Here is a 17,625-nt window from a genome sequence, read left to right as displayed (position 1 = left end):
GAAGTGTCCTGGTATCAATTCAGAACGATGCTTGAATACAAAGCAAAGTGGTATGGACGTACTGTCGTTGCCGTAGGCAAAACCTTTGCTTCCTCTCAGCTCTGTTCGTGTTGTGGATACCAAAACAAAGAGGTTAAAGATCTTAACTTGCGACAATGGAAGTGTCCTTCTTGTCATAGTGAATGGGACAGGGATGTAAACGCAAGTTTGAATATTCTTGCCGAAGGCAAAAGACTACTATCTGCATAATCGCAGTAACCGCAGGAACTGCGGGGATAGCTTGGTGGTACATCATGTACTAATTCTGCTCAGTAGAGCGGACTACCCAAGAATCTCGTGACTTTAGCCATGAGAGGTTCAATGGACTTGCTGTTGCTGGAATCGATGAGAAATAAATGTATGTACAAGATATCAACCGGCTAATCCAAGGGGATTGCTTTCTCAAAAATTAAGTTGAATCATAAAAGTTGAAAAAAAGCTGTAAAAAAATGTGACAAGGAACTGGACGCCTTTAGCAGGTCTAAGTACTATTAGATTAAACATTTACAGAAAGTTAATGTAAGTGAAATTATTTAAACAAGATAAGGAGGGGGGGATGATAAACCAAATCTGAGTAAGGAGGTGATGCCATGGTATGTGAATAAATTCACTAATCAACATTAACATGTTGGTAATGGTGATAAAATCGAGTCAGTAGACAGTGATGAGAAGGGAGGGAGTTTGTGGTCACTCCAAAACAAGCAGGGTGTTCATCAGTAGCTGCCGGATGTTCTTCAATTAAGAGAAGAACCGTAGAACCGCATATTCAAGAAAAAATTGCCCGTCACCCTTGTTATAACGAAGAAGCCCATCATTACTTTGCACGTATGCATGTTGCTGTAGCTCCCGCATGTAATATCCAATGTAATTATTGCAACCGCAAGTATGACTGTGCGAATGAAAGCCGGCCGGGTGTTGTGAGTGAAGTTCTTAAACCGGAAGAAGCGGTAAAAAAGGTGTTAGTTGTGGCAGGTCAAATTCCACAAATGTCAGTGGTCGGAATTGCTGGACCGGGTGACCCGTTAGCCAATCCGGAAAAGACATTTGAAACTTTTAGAGGGATTGCTCAACAAGCTCCTGACATTAAATTATGTTTAAGTACGAATGGCTTGCGTCTGATTGAATTCATCGATCAAATTGAAGAGCTTAACATTGATCATATTACCCTTACGATTAATGCGATTGATCCTAAAGTTGCCCAATATATCTATTCCTGGGTGTATTTTGAAGGAAAACGTTACAAGGGGATAGATGCAGCAGAAATCTTACTGGAGAGACAGATCATAGGATTAGAAGCTCTGACGAAACGAGGGATCCTGTGCAAAGTCAATTCCGTGCTGATTCCGGGTGTGAATGATGTGCATCTCGAAGAAGTAGCCAAAGTGATGAAGCAAAAAGGAGCATTTTTGCACAACATTATGCCTTTAATCGTTGCTCCGGATACTATGTTTGAAAAATGGGGAGTTAAGAATCCGGACCCAGCCATGTTGAACCAGCTTCAAGATAAATGCTCGGGCAATATGAAAATGATGAGGCACTGTCGCCAATGCCGTGCAGACGCGGTTGGTTTGTTAGGGGAAGATCGCAGCGCCGAGTTTACCAAAGAGAAAATCCTTGCAACAGACTTCCAGTATGATATGGAAGCGAGGGCAAAATTTCAACAAAATTTAGAAAAGAAAATGGATGAAAAGTATGCAAAGAAGATAGAGAGGGAAAAGAAGAAAAGGAACTCTCCCTCATCTCAAACCATTCGAATTGCAGTTGCTTCCCGCGGCAACGGAAAAGTGAATCTGCATTTCGGCCATGCTAAAGAATTTATGGTCTATGAAATTCAAAATGAAACCATACGTTTTATCGGTATACGTAAAATCCAAGCATACTGTAATGGAACGGCAAACTGCGGTGATGGGACTAAATCTGACACGCTGCAGGAAATTGCCCAAACCATTAAAGATTGCCATATGTTACTATGCTCAGGGATTGGTGAAACTCCCAAAGAATATCTTCAAAGTCTAGGAATCGTTGCTGTTATACAAAAAGGTGAAATTGAAGATGCCATTTTAGATAGCGGCAAGTTTTACAATTACCTTAATAGTACATCAGAAGACCAAACACTGTCAAGATAAGGTTAACTAACGTTTTCATTCCAAAAAATAACAAATACTTTGAAAGGGTGAAGAATATGCGTCAAATCGCTTTTTATGGTAAAGGTGGAATCGGTAAATCAACAACTTCACAAAATACGCTGGCACAATTGGCTACAAAATTCGGGCAGAAAATTATGATTGTTGGTTGTGACCCGAAAGCTGACTCTACTCGCTTAATCCTGAACACCAAAGCGCAGCAAACCGTATTGCATTTAGCAGCTGAAAGAGGAACAATAGAAGATCTTGAATTGGAAGATGTATTGGCAACCGGCTTTGGCGGAATTAAATGTGTGGAATCTGGCGGGCCGGAACCAGGAGTGGGATGTGCCGGTCGGGGAATTATCACTTCTATTAATTTCTTGGAAGAGCAAGGAGCCTATGAAGGATTGGATTTCGTATCCTATGACGTATTGGGTGACGTTGTGTGCGGTGGATTTGCGATGCCGATTCGTGAAAATAAGGCACAGGAAATTTACATCGTTTGTTCCGGTGAGATGATGGCGATGTATGCGGCCAACAATATTTCCCGCGGGATTTTAAAATATGCCAATAGCGGTGGTGTACGTCTGGGCGGATTAATTTGTAACAGTCGTAATACTGACCGCGAAGATGAGTTGATTATGGAATTAGCCAAACGGTTAAATACACAGATGATTCATTTCCTGCCTCGCCACAATGTGGTTCAGCACGCTGAATTGCGTAAGATGACCGTAGCTCAATATGCTCCGGAACATCCTCAAGCTAAAGAATATGAAATCCTGGCGGAAAAAATCATGCACAATGATATGTTGACGATTCCTACCCCGATCGAGATGGAAGAGTTAGAGGAATTATTAATGGACTTTGGCATTATCGAAGACGAAGAAACGCAAATCAAGAAGTTAGAAGCGATAGAAAACTCTGCCAGATAAGGGGATAAGGGGGGCGAATATGAGTACTGTAAAAGAGCAAAACAGTAAAGTTGTCGAAGAATTGCTGGAGCTTTATCCGGAAAAAACAAGAAAACTGCGAGCCAAACATTTTGAAGTAAATAATCAGGAAATGATTGAAACCGGCAAATGCTCAATTAAGTCGAATATCAAATCGCGCCCTGGAGTCATGACTGTTCGTGGATGTGCGTATGCCGGTTCGAAGGGTGTGGTCTGGGGGCCGATTAAAGATATGGTGCATATCAGCCACGGTCCGGTCGGTTGCGGTCAGTACAGCTGGGGTACACGCCGTAACTATAGCAACGGAACCCTCGGTGTCGATAACTTCGTAGCTATGCAGGTAACGAGTGATTTCCAGGAACGTAACATTGTGTTTGGCGGTGATAAAAAGCTGGAACAAATTTGCCGGGAGATTAAAGAAATGTTCCCGTTAGCAAAAGGGATTACGATTCAGTCGGAGTGCCCAATAGGTTTGATTGGGGATGACATTGAAGCCGTAGCGAAGAAAATGAGCAAAGAACTGGATATTCCAATTGTTCCTGTCCGCTGTGAAGGATTCCGTGGAGTAAGCCAATCTTTGGGCCACCATATTGCCAACGATGCACTTCGTGATTACGTGATGGGCACTGGTGATATTGAAACAGGTCCCTATGATGTTAACATCATTGGCGATTATAATATCGGCGGAGATGCTTGGGCTTCCCGTATTTTATTAGAAGAAATGGGACTGCGTGTGATTGCCCAGTGGTCCGGGGACGGAACGGTAAATGAATTGGGAATTGCCCACAAGGCAAAATTGAATTTAGTTCACTGTTACCGCTCCATGAACTACATTTGCAAAACGATGGAACAAAAATACGGCATCCCCTGGATGGAGTACAATTTCTTTGGTCCGACTAAGACAACCGAAAGTTTACGGGCAATTGCGGCGCGTTTCGATCGAAAAATTCAAGAAAATTGTGAAAAAGTTATTGCCAAGTATACAGCTGAAATGGAGCCTATCATCGAAAAGTACCGTCCGCGTCTTGAAGGGAAAAAGGTCATGCTGCTTGTCGGAGGATTGCGTTCGCGCCATACAGTTGGAGCTTATGAAGACCTTGGCATGGAAATCGTGGGTACCGGTTATGAATTTGCCCACAAAGATGACTATGAGCGTACTTTTCCGGATTTAAAAGAAGGAACTGTTATCTATGATGACCCGACGGCTCTGGATCTGGAATATCTTGCTGCAAAGCTGGATATTGATTTGATGGGTGCAGGTGTGAAAGAAAAGTATGTCTATCATAAACAAGGAATTCCATTTAGACAAATGCACTCCTGGGATTATAGCGGCCCTTACCATGGTTTTGACGGATTCAAAATTTTTGCCCGTGATATGGATATGGCAATCAATAATCCAACCTGGAATTTAATCACAAACCCATTTTAAGCGAGGTGAGGAGTTTGAGTAAAAAGATTGAAATCAAAGACCATAACACCCTGTTTCAATCGGATAATTATGTGAAACAGGCAGAACAAAAGAAACAATTTGAAGCTCCTTGCTCCCAGCAGGAAGTTGAGGAAACAGAGGCGTACTTAAAGACAGAGGAGTACAAGGAAAAAAACTTTAATCGTGAAGCTGTAACGATTAATCCAGCTAAAGCCTGCCAGCCCCTGGGAGCGGTGCTGGCGGGGCTGGGATTTGAAAAAACCTTACCATTCGTCCATGGTTCTCAAGGGTGTGTCGCTTACTTCCGAAGCCACTTTGCCCGCCATTTCAAGGAGCCTGTTCCGGCGGTTTCTTCTTCCATGACAGAAGATGGAGCTGTGTTTGGCGGATTGCGCAATCTGGTTGAAGGCTTGCTGAATAGCACCACGATGTATAAGCCGGAAATGATTGCGATGAGTACGACATGCATGGCGGAAGTTATCGGTGATGATTTGAATGCATTTATCGATACGGCAAGACAGGAGGGGGCAATCAGTGAAGATTTCCCTGTTCCTTTCGCCAACACGCCTAGCTTTGTTGGTTCGCATATTACCGGCTACGACAATATGATGCGGTCGATACTAAGCTATCTATCTGAAGAAGATAAAGGCAATTTGCGACATAAGGAAAAAACGGAAAAGATTAACTTGATCCCGGGTTTTGAGACGTATACCGGAAACTTTGCGGAAATGAAGCGGATTTTAAACTTGATGGATGTAGATTTCACCGTTTTAGGCGATCATAGTGAAAATCTGGATTCTCCGGCAAACGGCGAGTATAAGTATTATTATGGCGGAACAAAACTGGCAGATGTCCCTGTGGCGGCAGGAGCCAAAGGGACGATTTCCTTAGGCAAATATGCTACGAAAAAGACCATGAAATATATTGAAGAAAAATGGGAACAGCCGGCCGTTTCTTTTTCAACACCTATTGGAATTGGGGCTACCGATCAACTGTTGAAGAAAATCAGTGAGTTAACAGGGAAGCCTGTTTCGCAAGCGTTAATTGACGAGCGCGGACGTGTCGTGGATGCGATGACCGATTCCCATGCTTATCTGCATGGCAAAAGGGCAGCCATGGCCGGTGATCCGGATTTGTTATTGGGACTTATCTCTTTCTGCCTGGAAGTTGGAGTTGAGCCTATTCATATTGTTTGTACCAACGGTGATAAAGAGTTTGAAGAAGAAGCCAAAGCATTATTGGCGTCCAGCCCGTATGGAATTGAAGGCAAAGTATACGTCGGCAAAGACCTCTGGCATATGCGTTCCTTAGTCATGACCGATCCGGTAGATATCGCAATCGGAAGTACGTTTATGAAGACAGTGACAAAAGATGCGGGCATTCCATTGATTAGAATCGGATTTCCTATTTTTGACCGCCACCACCTTCATCGTTATCCAATCATTGGGTATCAAGGAACGTTAAATGTTTTAACCCAATTAGTCAATACCATTCTCCAAAAACTGGATGATGAAGCGCCGGACCATAGTTTCGATATCGTTCGATAGTTGTTCAAGGGGGAGGGAGGGACAGAGTGAAGCGTCAAGTAGTAGAAGCCTTTCAAGAGTCAGCATGTGAACATAATAAACCGGATCACAAAGGATGTCCCAGGCCTAAACCAGGTGAAGCCGCCGGTGGCTGTTCCTTCGATGGTGCGCAAATTACACTCGTTCCTATTACCGATGCAGCCCATCTTGTTCATGGTCCGCTGGCATGTGCCGGAAACAGTTGGGAAGGGAGAGGGAGCCTGTCTTCAGGCCCCTCCCTTTACCAATACGGATTAACAACCGATTTAAGTGAACAGGACATTATTTTCGGTGGTGAAAATAAATTACGACAAGCGATAGGTGAACTGGTGCAACGTTTCAATCCTCCCGCTGTTTTCGTCTATTCAACCTGTGTGACGGCTTTGATAGGTGAAGATTTGGATAAAATTTGTCAAAGTGAATCCGACAAGTGGCGAATTCCTGTCATTCCCGTCAACAGTCCGGGATTTGTGGGAAGTAAAAATCTTGGCAATCGGCTTGCTGGTGAAGCCCTGCTTCAATATGTCATAGGTACGGATGATTCAGTTGAGACGACTCCCTATGATATTAATGTAATTGGTGAATATAATATCGCCGGAGAATTCCGGGATATTCAGTCGTTATTTGATAGGGTTGGGATTCGCGTCTTATCCAAAATCACAGGCGATGCACGATTTCATGAAATTCGCCGGGCTCATCTGGCTAAAGTCAATATGGTAGTGTGCGGCCGTGCCCTGGTCAGCATGGCAAGGAAAATGGAGGAACGTTACCATATTCCTTATTTTGAAGGTTCTTTCTATGGGTCACGCGAGACCAGTGTTTCTCTGCGGCAAATTGCTTACCTGCTCAATGATCATGGACTGGAGAAACGCGTTAATCAATTAATTAAAGACGAAGAGGAACAATTGGATCGGGATCTGACCCAATACCGCCAAATTTTGAAAGGCAAGCGTGCCGTTATTTATACTGGTGGAGTAAAAAGCTGGTCCGTTATCAGCGCCCTACAGGAGCTAGGTATTCAAGTTGTGGGCGTTGGAATCAATAAAAGTTCCAAGGAAGATGTTTCCAGAATTATCGATCGGGTAGGGGATAAGGCGAATTTAATTGAGGAAGGCGGCGCCAGTCAAATATTAAGAACGGTGCGGGATAAAAAAGCAGATATCATCGTTGCCGGCGGCCGCAACATGTATGTAGCACTTAAAGAACAGATACCGTTCCTCGATATTAATCAAGAAAGGCATTCTGCTTATGCTGGATACGCGGGATTGAAACGGCTTGCCAAACATCTGGTGCATGCTCTCCAGCATCCTGTATGGCAATTGGTACAGCGAGAAGGGCCTTGTGAAGGATGGCAGTAACTATGACGGTAAAAAAGAAAAACAAATCCGTTTCTATAAATCCCTTAAAAATCAGTCAACCGCTTGGAGGCACCATTGCTTTACAAGGTTTTTACCGTTCGATCCCGATTATCCATGGCTCTCAAGGATGTGCGGCTTTTATTAAATCGTTGATGACCCGCCATTATCGTGAACCGATTGCAATTCAGACATCCGCCTTACAGGAAATGAATGTAATTTTTGGCGCGGATAGAAGTTTAAAAGAAGCGTTGGAGCGTGTTATAGCCAAGCATAACCCGGATATTGTCGCATTATTTAGCACAAGTTTAACGGAAGTTGCCGGCGATGATATACAAGGAACGATAAAGGAATACGTAAAAAACCGACCACCCAAGAATCGATTGATCGTTCCTGTTTCGCTGCCCGATTTTCAGGGTTCATTGGAGTCGGGTTATAGTCAAACTGTTGAGGCCATTATACTGAGTGTTATCAGGGAGACGAGTGATCGATTGCGTAAAAAAAAGGTCCGAAACCGGATTAATTTACTTCCCGGATCCCATTTAACACCCGGCGATGTCATGGAGTTAAAAGAAATTATTTCAGCTTTTGGGTTTGAGGTCATTACGATCCCGGATTTATCAGCTTCTTTATCCGGACACTTGTTAACAGGTTTTTCCCCGCTCAGCCGCGGAGGGGTATCGCTGGATTATTTATTCCAAATGGTAACGGCAGGTTTTACGATAGCAGTCGGCTCCAGTATGGAGCGGGCGGCGAAAAAATTAAAAGAGTTTGCAGGAATTCCTTACCGGATCTTTCCTAGTTTAATAGGGTTGCAGGCTAATGATGAATTTTTTCGTTTCTTGGATTCGATTAAGATGGAATCATTTCCTTTGAAATATCTTTTGCAGCGTGAAAATTTGCTTGATTCTATGCTTGATGCCCATTTTTACTCTTCAGAAGGTTCGGCTGTCGCAGCTTTGGAACCCGATCATCTTTACAGCATATGGTGCTTGTTAAAAGAACTCGGGATAGGGATTCAGGGGCTCGTAACATCCATGAAAACTCCCATTTTGGATAAGATAGATGACGAAGTTTGGATTGGAGATTTTGAAGATGTAGAAGAATTGGCAGAGGGAGCGAATCTATGGATTAGTAATTCACATGGAAGGCAGGGGGCAACCCGCAAACAGGCAAACTTTATTTCTATTGGATTTCCGGTATTCGACCGCTTAGGGGCATCGCTTTTTACAAGCATCGGTTATCGGGGAACAACAGAGATGGTGATAAAGATCGGAAACGAATTGATACGTGGAGAGGGTGAATTATAAATAATGAGAGTAGCCTTTGCAACAGATGATGGGAAACTAGTTAACAGTCATTTTGGCCATTGTGAATCGTTTGCCATATATGAGGTGACAACAGAAAAATTTACGTGGATAGCCACAAGACAAGTTCAAGAGGCTTTTTCAGACGATGAGTTAGGGAAAATTGATGCAAGGTTAAATGCCATTAAGGACTGTACCCTCATTTTTATTACCCAGATTGGAGCATCTGCAGCGGCCCGTGTTACACGCAATAAAATTATGCCTGTAAAAGTAGAGCATGAGGCATCCATTCTTGGACAGTTAGACCGCTTATTAACCATGCTGAAAACGAAGCCGCCATTATGGCTGGTAAAAGCACTGAATAATAATGAGGGGAAGGAACCGGCGCATGAATCCTAAATTGGATCATTCGAAATCTCCATTCTTGGATTGTTTAATCAAAGTGATAGATTCTTATGATTCTCTCGGTACGTATCGTAAGTTTACACCGGAGCAAAAACTAAAAAGAACGTTTTTGCTGTCGGAAGAAGAACAGCAGCAGATGATATCGTGCGGACAAATGAGTGAAAAACTAAAAGCTCAAATCTCTCTATTTTTTCAAGCCGTTGCTCTACGGATTGAACAAATGACAGGAAGCATTGTGGGAAGTATGGTTGAACTGAATGATGAAGGATTTGGACGGTCACTGGTCTACTCCGGCAGTCTCATCTTGATCAATAAGGGTATTCGGGGAACCCAACAATTTTCCTTCACTCAGATAGATAAGGTGGAAAAAAAAGGAGAATCCTATGTAAAAACCGGACTAACCATGCTTGAGAAGTATCCGGAAATAAAAACATTATAAATCAACGATCCAAACAAAAGGGGAGTGAGATGATGGTAAGGGTAAAGGAACAGGAAACTGCCTTCGAACCAAGTGCTCGCTTTAGTCGGCAATTGCAGCTGCTCGGAACAGAAGGGCAGCGCAAGTTAAATGATTCTACAGTGTTTATTGCCGGAATTGGCGGTTTAGGAGGAACAGCCGCGATTTATCTTGCTGCCGCAGGGATAGGCAAGCTCATCATCGCCCATGAAGGTCAAATTTCACTCCCCGATTTAAACCGCCAGATTTTAATGGATAACAGTAAAGTTGGAGAAACACGGATTGACTGTGCTGTTGAGTCGTTAAAACGAATTAATCCTGAAGTGTGCGTGGAGGCTTATCCTGAGCGAATTCATTATGAACGCGCTAAAATCTGGGTCCAATCGGCTGATATTGTGATCGATGCCCGGTACGATTTTCCAGAGCGCTATGAATTAAATCGTCTGTGTGTTGATTATGGTAAACCGATGGTTGAGGCTGCCATGTATGGAATGGAAATTTCCTTAACCACTATAGTGCCTGGAAAGACACCTTGTTTGGCATGCATCTATCCTGATCAAAACCATCCATGGGAACCACTCGGCTTCCCGGTTTTAGGGGCAACATCAGGGATTGCCGGATGTCTTGCTGCGATTGAATCGATAAAACTCATTTCAGGGATAGGAACCCCTTATGCAAACAAACTTTACCGGATTGACACCTTGAATTTTAGTGCCTATTCGGTTTCGATAAAACGCAATTCCAATTGTAACTGCTGTTCAGGAAAGGAGGAGTAGCCGGTGAATAACCCATTGAACGATTTACACGATGCAGAGGATTTCTTCCACTATTATCAGGTTCCTTATGACAATAAAGTTGTGAGTGTTTCACGGCTTCACATTCTGAAACGATTTAGACAGTATATGGAAGAAGAACAACTACATAAAGCCATTCCGGTAGACCCAGCTGTATGGGAAAAACAGCGCCATTTACTCCGCCAAGCCTATGATGATTTTGTCCAATCCACTCCTCTAAAAGAAAAGGTATTTCCTGTTTTTTATCAATCAAATGCAGTGTTTATCCCTATTGATATGATAAAGAAAACTTGACTAGCGCAGGCGATAGCCTTAGTTGCACTTATACGTCAAAGAAGGAGGGGGAGCTGTGATTTATAAATTTGAACTTGAAGACACCGTTATGACGACAAAAGATATTCGAAACGATGGAACATTTCCTGGTATCGATAAAGGGGAAATTATTATCAGACAAGGGCAAACCGGAGTTGTTGTTGATTATGGGTATTTTTTGCAAGATATACTTGTTTATACCGTTTGTTTTGATAATGGGTATATGGTTGGGTGCTTGGAAAGAGAGTTACAATTTTTTGCGGGGGAGGAAAAGAGCAGATGATTCGTTTTACGAAAGAAGCCATCGAAAGGGCGGGAGAAATTATTAGATTGCAGAGCAGCGACGGGGATTTAGGAATACGCATTTGTGCAAGAAGGAAAGGCTGTGAACTGCAATATAAGTTCGGTTGGGAACATGCCAGGATGCCTGGGGATGCGGTTCTCTCGCAAGAAAATCTAAAGATATATTTAGATTTTGAATCCTTTCATTATTTAAGTGATGCCATCGTCGATTATTTTAAACATGACAACCGCGAAGGCTTTGTTATTCAACACCAAATAACTCCTTGTTCGAAATGTAAAGTCGTACTGGATACAAACTGTCACTGATTTTGCCAGAGAGGGGAAGTATCTTGTGAACCATATTCATTTATGCGATACAACAATAAGGGATGGAGAACAGGCCGCAGGTGTTGTGTTTACCCCGGATGAAAAAAGATATATTGTGAGCTTGCTGGCGGAAGCAGGCATTGAACAAGTAGAAGTAGGAATACCCGCAATGGGAGAAGAAGAACAGAAGGTTATTCGTTCCATTGTGGATATGGAGCTCCCGTTGGAATTATTAACTTGGAATCGCGCCATGATGGAAGATATTGATGCGTCCCGCAAGACTGGAGTTAATTGGGTCCACCTGTCTATTCCGACGTCTGATATACTCATGCAGGCAAAATTAAAACTGGACAGAAAACAGATAGTGACCCGGATCCGTCGGGCAGTCTCCTATGCGCAGCAATATCATTTACATGTTTCTATCGGGTTTGAAGATGCTTCGCGTGCGGATACCGAATATATCAGTAGGCTTATCCATGTTTTATATGATGATGGGATTCGACGATTTCGCTATGCTGATACGGTATCTGTCCTTCATCCATTTACAGCCTATGAACGCATCGCTGCGATAAAAAAATCATGTCCAACAGATATAGAGTTGGAGATTCACTGCCACAATGATTTTGGTTTGGCGACTGCCAATACGTTATCTGCCTGTGCAGCAGGTGCAACATGGGCCAGTACGACGATCTTAGGGTTAGGTGAACGCGCAGGGAACGCTCCGCTGGAAGAGGTGGTCATGGCCTGGCGGCATCTGTACCACGGGCGGGTGGATATCGAAACTACGTATTTTCCTCAGCTTGCACAAGTTGTCAGCCAGGCATCGGGAAGGCTGCTGTCAGAATCCAAACCGATCGTCGGTTCGATGGTGTATGCTCATGAGTCAGGTATTCATGTGGATGGCCTGCTGAAAAATCGTTCCTCTTATCAAAGCTTCGATCCGGTGGAAGTAGGGTCGGAACACCGCTTTGTCTTAGGGAAGCATTCAGGGTTTAGTGCGATTGCCTATTTCTTGGCACAAGAAGGCATTTTAATAGATAGAAATCAAGGCAATAGACTGGTAGAGTGTGTGCGTGCGATTGCCAATAAAACCAAACGTACGATTGACGCGGTAGAATTAAAGGATCTTTTAAGACGAATGGTGTGAAGATAATTCAGCAGGAGGCTGTCTGGATGATAAAAAAGGCAAGCCTGTATCCTATCACACTTTGCCTATTAATATTGATCTTGGTCGGTTGTTCATTCGAAACAGACTGCGTCTGAATCATCTAAAGAACCTGCCCCTGCGAAAAAAGTAGAACTTATTGTCTCAGCAGCAAGTTTAACGGATGCACTTAATGAACTTAAAACTTCGCTTGAGAATGAGCACCCGGAAATCAGTCTTATATATAACTTCGGCAGTTCAGGTAAACTAGCTCAGCAAATTGAGCAAGGAGCCCCATCGGATATTTTCTTATCTGCAAGTAAAAAAGACATGGATAACCTCCAAGAAAAAAACTCATTAAAAACGATTCCCATTCCGATTTTGCAAAAAATGAAGTCCCATACCGAAGAAGCCAAAGTCTTTCTTGAATATCTAACAGGTGAAAAAGGAAAAGCAATTTTAAAAGTATGGTTCTCCTTGGAAAGAACGGGGTCATAGAAAGATGGATTTTCCAGAAAAAAGAATGCTCGTTATTAAGACGAATTATCCAAAAAAGAAAAGAAATATTGCGTCCCAAAGCCCCAAGGTCAACGCCTTATATATTTTTTTTAATTTTTTTGCAATTGGCAGGATTTTTGCTAGAGAAATAATAACACATTTGTTGTATAATTAATCATATAAATAATTTACGGACTATAACAAGAGTAAAGATAGAAGGTGATGCCACTTGCAAATGGGGTTCGGTTTATATCAACAGCAGACATTGAAATTGGTCATGACACCTGAATTGCGCCAGGCGATAACTATTCTACAATACTCTGCTGTCGATTTGCTTGATTTTCTCCACCAGCAGGCCAACGAAAATCCGGTGCTGGACTTGACGGAAAAGGACCGCGAATTCATTGTGGAACCAGCGCAGAAAGTAGAAGTTGCAAAACCGGAAATTGACTGGCAGGAATATGCGCGTGTTCGGGCGACGGGTGATGAAACGTATGCTTCCCGTGGTGTTCGTACAGACCGCGACTATGACCCGCTCGATTTTGTAAGTGCGAATGAAACAACGCTGGAAAGCCACTTGCTTGAACAAATTGCGATGATGAAAAACATAAGCCAACTGCAGCACCGCATTTTGAAGTTTCTCATAGGAAATTTAAATGAAAACGGTTTCTTGATGATTAGTAACGAGGAGGCTGCGGAAATTCTTTTCGTTACCGAGGAAGAAATACGAGCAATGGTGGGAGTTTTGCAAAGTCTCGATCCAGTTGGGGTGGGAGCGAGAAATTTAGTAGAGTGCTTGCTGCTACAAATTCAAGCCGACCCTTACTACTCTACCCTGGCCTACACTATTGTTGAAAATCATCTGGAGGATCTTGCGGAGAAACGCTATCAGAAGATTGCGGGCGTATACGGGGTTACTTTGCAAGAAGTTCAGGAAGTTGCCGATTATTTACGCACGTTAAACCCCCGGCCGGCAAGTGGCTTCGGCGGTGGTACGCCGCGGTATATCGTTCCCGATGTCACGGTAGAGAAAGTGGGTAATGATTATATTGTACTGGTTAACGAAGGGATGACCCCGAATTTAACGATTAACCGTTTTTATAAACAGATGCTGCAGGAAAGTCAGGCCGATTCCGCCCAGCGCTATATTCAGGATAAGTTAAACTCGGCCATGTGGCTGATAAAAAGTATGGAACAGCGCCGTATCACACTTTATAAAGTCACCCAGGCGATTGTTGATCAACAGAAAGATTTTTTCGAACAAGGTGTAACAGGTCTTAAGCCGATGACACTGCGGGATATTGCAGAGAAGGTCGAGCTGCATGAATCGACGATCAGCCGTGCCACCAGCAATAAATACGTTCAAACACCGCGTGGATTATTTGAATTAAAGTATTTTTTTACGACTGGGTTAGGACGCTCGGATGGAGAATCCGCTTCCGTGCTCACAGTGAAGAAAAAATTAAAAGAAATGATTGATGCGGAGGACAAGAAAAAACCGCTTTCCGACCAAAAGATTATGGATACTCTTGTGAAGGAAGGGATTGAAATATCTCGCCGCACGATTGCAAAATATAGAGAGGAACTAGGTATTGCGGCGTCTTCTAAGAGGAAACGTTTTTAGCAGATACATCGAATTCGTTCTATTTTTGCGGAGTTTTCCCTTGCGCGGAAGCGCCACTGTCCGTGATCATCTTCCGCTTGGGGACCGGCCCGAAACATCCGGGGTAGTTCGAAGAGGGAGACAGTCGGGCCTAAAAGCGTCCTCAAACTCCAGAGGAGCACTGATCTGCGGGAAAAAAGTAAAAATAAACGGATTTCGGTGCATCTAGGAACGTTTTCTTTAGCATTCATCGCAATTTCATTGTTTATCACCTTTTGGATCTGAATCGCCTGAGTAACCGAAACGTAAACACACGAGCTGGTGTCTGCAATGGAATGGAACGATTCTATTGCCCACTACCTTTAGGTTTTACGTTTGGCTAACTCAACGCTGCAGGAGAAAATAACGTTGGAGAAATACAGAAAGCAAAAGACGACGGAGGTAACATCACATGCTCCCGAAGCAAAAACCGTTTCATATCACAATCTATACCCGTCCAGGCTGTTCCCTGTGTGAACAGGTGAAGGAGAAGGTAGAAAAAGTAGCGAAGGATTTTCCTATCCAACTTGAGATGTTCGATATTACGCGGGATGAAGCCATCCAAAAGGAATATCATTTGTTGATCCCTGTCGTCCATATTGATGGAGACAAAGTGTTTGTTTCAAAAATGGCGGAATTGTGGCTGCGCAGGGAGTTAGAAGCACGGGTAAACGAGCGAAAGTTGGAACAACGAGTTGAATAAAATGATGATTTTTGATAATATAAACGTGGGAAATAAATTCCTGTTTAGTAACAGGTTTTTTTTAACACCCTACTGGGACAAAAAATAACACATAGGGACATTACGAGTCCCTTGTGAAAAGGTGATGACGATTGCCTGATTTTACATGGATTTCTTTACTCCAACGAATCTCGCCTGAAGCCATTGATATGCTGGAGAAGCGGTACAGGATTTTGCGTCAGATCCGGCTGCTTCAGCCGGTCGGACGAAGAATGCTGGCCGATGTGCTCCAAAGTACAGAACGGGTTATACGACGTGAAGTTGATTTTTTACGGGAACAGCAACTGATTGATTACAATCGTGCCGGCATGTATGTAACACCTGACGGAGATCAGATGCTTGAGGAATTCCATCCGTTTTGGAAGGAAATAGGGGGCATTGGATTTCTTGAAAGGGAAATGGCCAAGCGTTTGCAAATTCGCCGTGTTGTGATTGTCCCGGGCAATGCGGATGAAAGTGAATGGGTAAAGGATGATTTGGCACGTCACGCTGCAATTGAACTTATGGGCCTTTTAACCGATGACTCCATTGTTGCGGTAACAGGCGGAACCACTATGGCAGGGGTGGCTAATCATCTGCATCCTCTCAGCGGCATTCGGGGAGTTAAAGTGGTGCCTGCCCGGGGAGCGCTTGGTGAAGAAGTGGATATCCAGGCGAATACCATTGCTGCCCGAATGGCGCGTGAATTGAACGCTTCTTACCGCCTTTTACATATACCGGACGTCATGGAGGAAGAAGTCCGGCGCAATGTGAAACGAGACCCCACCATCTCTGATGTGCTTGATTTAATTGAGAATGCACGTATTCTGATGCACGGCATTGGTGAAGCGGAAGAAATGTCGCGCCGCCGTGGTTTGAAAGAGGAAATCATTCACATACTAAAGGAGCGAAATGCTGTCTCCGAAGTATTTGGATATTATTTCAATCGGATCGGTGAGCTTGTTTACCGCATGAGTACGATGGGCATGCAGATGGAGAATGTAGAAAAGTTAGATACTGTTCTTGCCGTCGCCGGAGGAAAAAGTAAAGCGGAAGCCATTCTATCTTATATTCAGCAGAGGCATAATTACGTTCTTGTGACGGATGAGGCCGCTATGCGTGAATTATTGGTGGATGGTGTAAAGCTTGATGAAGAACGGCTGCGCTAAGAACGTTTAATAATAAAAGGAGGAAATAAAAATGGTTAAAGTTGCGATTAATGGATTTGGTAGAATTGGACGTAACGTATTTCGTGTAGCACTGAACAATCCGGAAATTGAAATTGTCGGTATAAACGATTTGACAGATGCTGCTACCCTTGCTCACCTCTTGAAGTACGATTCCGTTCATGGAACGTTAAAAGCGGACGTTCGTGTCGGTGAGAACAGCATTGTGGTCAACAATAATGAAGTCAAAGTATCGGCTGAGCGCGATCCGGCCAAACTTCCTTGGAAGGAATGGGGCGTTGACATCGTCGTTGAATCAACAGGCCGTTTTACAAACCGCGAAGATGCAGCAAAACACCTTGAAGCAGGGGCGAAAAAAGTCATTATCTCCGCACCGGCTAAAAACGAAGACATTACCATCGTACTCGGTGTTAATGAAAACATGTATGACCCTGCTAAGCACAGTGTAATCTCCAACGCGTCTTGTACAACAAACTGCCTGGCTCCATTTGCTAAAGTATTGAATGACAAGTTTGGCATTAAGCGCGGACTGATGACAACTGTCCACTCTTACACAAATGACCAGCAAATCCTTGACCTTCCGCACAAAGACTTGCGTCGTGCGCGTGCGGCTGCTGAATCCATCATCCCAACTACAACGGGCGCCGCTAAAGCCGTAGCTCTTGTATTGCCTGAACTTAAAGGAAAATTAAACGGGTTTGCCATGCGCGTACCAACCCCCAATGTATCTGTGGTTGACTTAGTTGCTGAATTGGAAAAAGACACAACCGTTGAAGAAATCAATGCAGCATTGAAAGAAGCTGCAAACGGTCCGCTCAAAGGTATTCTTTCGTACTCTGAAGAACCTCTTGTATCTAAAGATTACAATGGAGATCCTAGTTCTTCTACAATTGATGCGCTCTCTACAATGGTCATCGAAGGCAATATGGCAAAAGTTGTTTCCTGGTACGATAACGAGTGGGGCTATTCTAATCGCGTAGTCGATTTGGTTAATTTTGTTGCAAAAAAAGGTCTATAAACTATAAAATAAATAAAGTCATGGAGGGGGAGAAAACACAGCTTGTTCTCTCCTCTTTTCGCTTTAT

Annotated in this window: 19 protein-coding genes; all 19 read left to right on the top strand. The window is 43.5% G+C overall.

Going from position 1 to position 17,625, the window contains the following annotated elements; translation table 11 throughout:
* Positions 1 to 249: zinc ribbon domain-containing protein (locus tag H525_RS26585; protein ID WP_081413465.1), on the top strand; the 249-nt coding region annotated here is incomplete at its 5' end.
* A gap of 473 nt (positions 250 to 722) precedes the next feature.
* Positions 723 to 2,165 carry a nitrogenase cofactor biosynthesis protein NifB gene (nifB, locus tag H525_RS24525; protein WP_051331116.1) on the top strand — a complete coding sequence of 481 codons (1,443 nt, stop codon included), beginning with the start codon at positions 723 to 725 and terminating at the stop codon, positions 2,163 to 2,165.
* Between the two features lie 56 nt (positions 2,166 to 2,221).
* Entirely contained in the window at positions 2,222 to 3,097 is an 876-nt protein-coding gene (nifH, locus tag H525_RS0116735; protein WP_027417121.1) for a nitrogenase iron protein, read from the top strand.
* A 19-nt stretch (positions 3,098 to 3,116) separates the two neighbouring features.
* A complete protein-coding gene (gene nifD / locus H525_RS0116730) occupies positions 3,117 to 4,544 on the top strand; it encodes a nitrogenase molybdenum-iron protein alpha chain (protein WP_027417120.1) in 1,428 nt (475 codons plus the stop codon).
* A 14-nt stretch (positions 4,545 to 4,558) separates the two neighbouring features.
* On the top strand, positions 4,559 to 6,091 hold the full coding sequence (gene nifK / locus H525_RS0116725; RefSeq protein ID WP_027417119.1) for a nitrogenase molybdenum-iron protein subunit beta: 1,533 nt from the start codon (positions 4,559 to 4,561) through the stop codon (positions 6,089 to 6,091).
* Positions 6,092 to 6,117: 26 nt separating this feature from the next.
* Complete coding sequence (nifE, locus tag H525_RS0116720; RefSeq protein ID WP_027417118.1) at positions 6,118 to 7,467, top strand: nitrogenase iron-molybdenum cofactor biosynthesis protein NifE; 1,350 nt, start codon at positions 6,118 to 6,120, stop codon at positions 7,465 to 7,467.
* Positions 7,458 to 8,774: a nitrogenase iron-molybdenum cofactor biosynthesis protein NifN gene (gene nifN / locus H525_RS0116715; protein ID WP_027417117.1), complete on the top strand. Its 1,317-nt coding sequence runs from the start codon at positions 7,458 to 7,460 to the stop codon at positions 8,772 to 8,774. The genes nifE and nifN overlap by 10 nt, the downstream gene beginning before the upstream one ends.
* 3 nt (positions 8,775 to 8,777) lie before the next feature.
* A complete protein-coding gene (nifX, locus tag H525_RS0116710) occupies positions 8,778 to 9,170 on the top strand; it encodes a nitrogen fixation protein NifX (RefSeq protein ID WP_027417116.1) in 393 nt (130 codons plus the stop codon).
* Positions 9,160 to 9,615, top strand: coding sequence for a DUF269 domain-containing protein (locus H525_RS0116705; RefSeq protein ID WP_027417115.1), 456 nt, complete (start codon positions 9,160 to 9,162; stop codon positions 9,613 to 9,615). The genes nifX and H525_RS0116705 overlap by 11 nt, the downstream gene beginning before the upstream one ends.
* A gap of 29 nt (positions 9,616 to 9,644) precedes the next feature.
* A complete protein-coding gene (locus H525_RS24520; RefSeq protein WP_245590503.1) occupies positions 9,645 to 10,409 on the top strand; it encodes a HesA/MoeB/ThiF family protein in 765 nt (254 codons plus the stop codon).
* Between the two features lie 3 nt (positions 10,410 to 10,412).
* Positions 10,413 to 10,721 (top strand): nitrogenase-stabilizing/protective protein NifW, encoded by a 309-nt coding sequence (gene nifW / locus H525_RS0116695; RefSeq protein ID WP_027417114.1) that lies wholly within the window; start codon positions 10,413 to 10,415, stop codon positions 10,719 to 10,721.
* Positions 10,722 to 10,776: 55 nt separating this feature from the next.
* Positions 10,777 to 11,022 carry a nitrogen fixation protein NifZ gene (locus H525_RS0116690; RefSeq protein ID WP_027417113.1) on the top strand — a complete coding sequence of 82 codons (246 nt, stop codon included), beginning with the start codon at positions 10,777 to 10,779 and terminating at the stop codon, positions 11,020 to 11,022.
* Positions 11,019 to 11,348, top strand: a complete 330-nt coding sequence (locus tag H525_RS24515) for a HesB/IscA family protein (RefSeq protein ID WP_035101631.1) — start codon at positions 11,019 to 11,021, stop codon at positions 11,346 to 11,348. Before H525_RS0116690 ends, H525_RS24515 begins: the two co-directional genes overlap by 4 nt.
* Before the next feature lie 25 nt (positions 11,349 to 11,373).
* Positions 11,374 to 12,495 (top strand): homocitrate synthase, encoded by a 1,122-nt coding sequence (nifV, locus tag H525_RS0116680; protein WP_027417112.1) that lies wholly within the window; start codon positions 11,374 to 11,376, stop codon positions 12,493 to 12,495.
* 156 nt (positions 12,496 to 12,651) lie between these two features.
* Positions 12,652 to 12,990: a molybdate ABC transporter substrate-binding protein gene (gene modA / locus H525_RS26580; RefSeq protein ID WP_245590508.1), complete on the top strand. Its 339-nt coding sequence runs from the start codon at positions 12,652 to 12,654 to the stop codon at positions 12,988 to 12,990.
* Between the two features lie 229 nt (positions 12,991 to 13,219).
* Positions 13,220 to 14,614: an RNA polymerase factor sigma-54 gene (gene rpoN / locus H525_RS0116665; protein ID WP_027417111.1), complete on the top strand. Its 1,395-nt coding sequence runs from the start codon at positions 13,220 to 13,222 to the stop codon at positions 14,612 to 14,614.
* A gap of 430 nt (positions 14,615 to 15,044) precedes the next feature.
* The gene (locus H525_RS24510; protein WP_051331114.1) at positions 15,045 to 15,335 is read left to right on the top strand and encodes a glutaredoxin family protein; all 291 of its coding nucleotides are present in this window, start codon (positions 15,045 to 15,047) and stop codon (positions 15,333 to 15,335) included.
* Between the two features lie 131 nt (positions 15,336 to 15,466).
* Positions 15,467 to 16,522 (top strand): sugar-binding transcriptional regulator, encoded by a 1,056-nt coding sequence (locus tag H525_RS0116655; RefSeq protein WP_027417110.1) that lies wholly within the window; start codon positions 15,467 to 15,469, stop codon positions 16,520 to 16,522.
* A gap of 31 nt (positions 16,523 to 16,553) precedes the next feature.
* Positions 16,554 to 17,558, top strand: a complete 1,005-nt coding sequence (gene gap / locus H525_RS0116650; RefSeq protein ID WP_027417109.1) for a type I glyceraldehyde-3-phosphate dehydrogenase — start codon at positions 16,554 to 16,556, stop codon at positions 17,556 to 17,558.
* Positions 17,559 to 17,625 lie beyond the last annotated feature (67 nt).

It is taken from the genome of Aneurinibacillus terranovensis DSM 18919, from assembly GCF_000430625.1.
Lineage (GTDB): Bacteria > Bacillota > Bacilli > Aneurinibacillales > Aneurinibacillaceae > Aneurinibacillus_B > Aneurinibacillus_B terranovensis.
This window is presented reverse-complemented; position numbering and strand designations above follow the sequence as displayed.

What these genes read in the sequence shown, in the direction of transcription:
- H525_RS24520 (WP_245590503.1), top strand. Translation starts at nt 9,645, where the DNA reads ATGATGGTAAGGGTAAAGGAACAGGAAACTGCCTTCGAACCAAGTGCT.
- H525_RS0116705 (WP_027417115.1), top strand. Translation starts at nt 9,160, where the DNA reads ATGAATCCTAAATTGGATCATTCGAAATCTCCATTCTTGGATTGTTTA.
- nifD (WP_027417120.1), top strand. Translation starts at nt 3,117, where the DNA reads ATGAGTACTGTAAAAGAGCAAAACAGTAAAGTTGTCGAAGAATTGCTG.
- nifN (WP_027417117.1), top strand. Translation starts at nt 7,458, where the DNA reads ATGGCAGTAACTATGACGGTAAAAAAGAAAAACAAATCCGTTTCTATA.
- nifH (WP_027417121.1), top strand. Translation starts at nt 2,222, where the DNA reads ATGCGTCAAATCGCTTTTTATGGTAAAGGTGGAATCGGTAAATCAACA.
- H525_RS24515 (WP_035101631.1), top strand. Translation starts at nt 11,019, where the DNA reads ATGATTCGTTTTACGAAAGAAGCCATCGAAAGGGCGGGAGAAATTATT.
- H525_RS24510 (WP_051331114.1), top strand. Translation starts at nt 15,045, where the DNA reads ATGCTCCCGAAGCAAAAACCGTTTCATATCACAATCTATACCCGTCCA.
- gap (WP_027417109.1), top strand. Translation starts at nt 16,554, where the DNA reads ATGGTTAAAGTTGCGATTAATGGATTTGGTAGAATTGGACGTAACGTA.
- nifX (WP_027417116.1), top strand. Translation starts at nt 8,778, where the DNA reads ATGAGAGTAGCCTTTGCAACAGATGATGGGAAACTAGTTAACAGTCAT.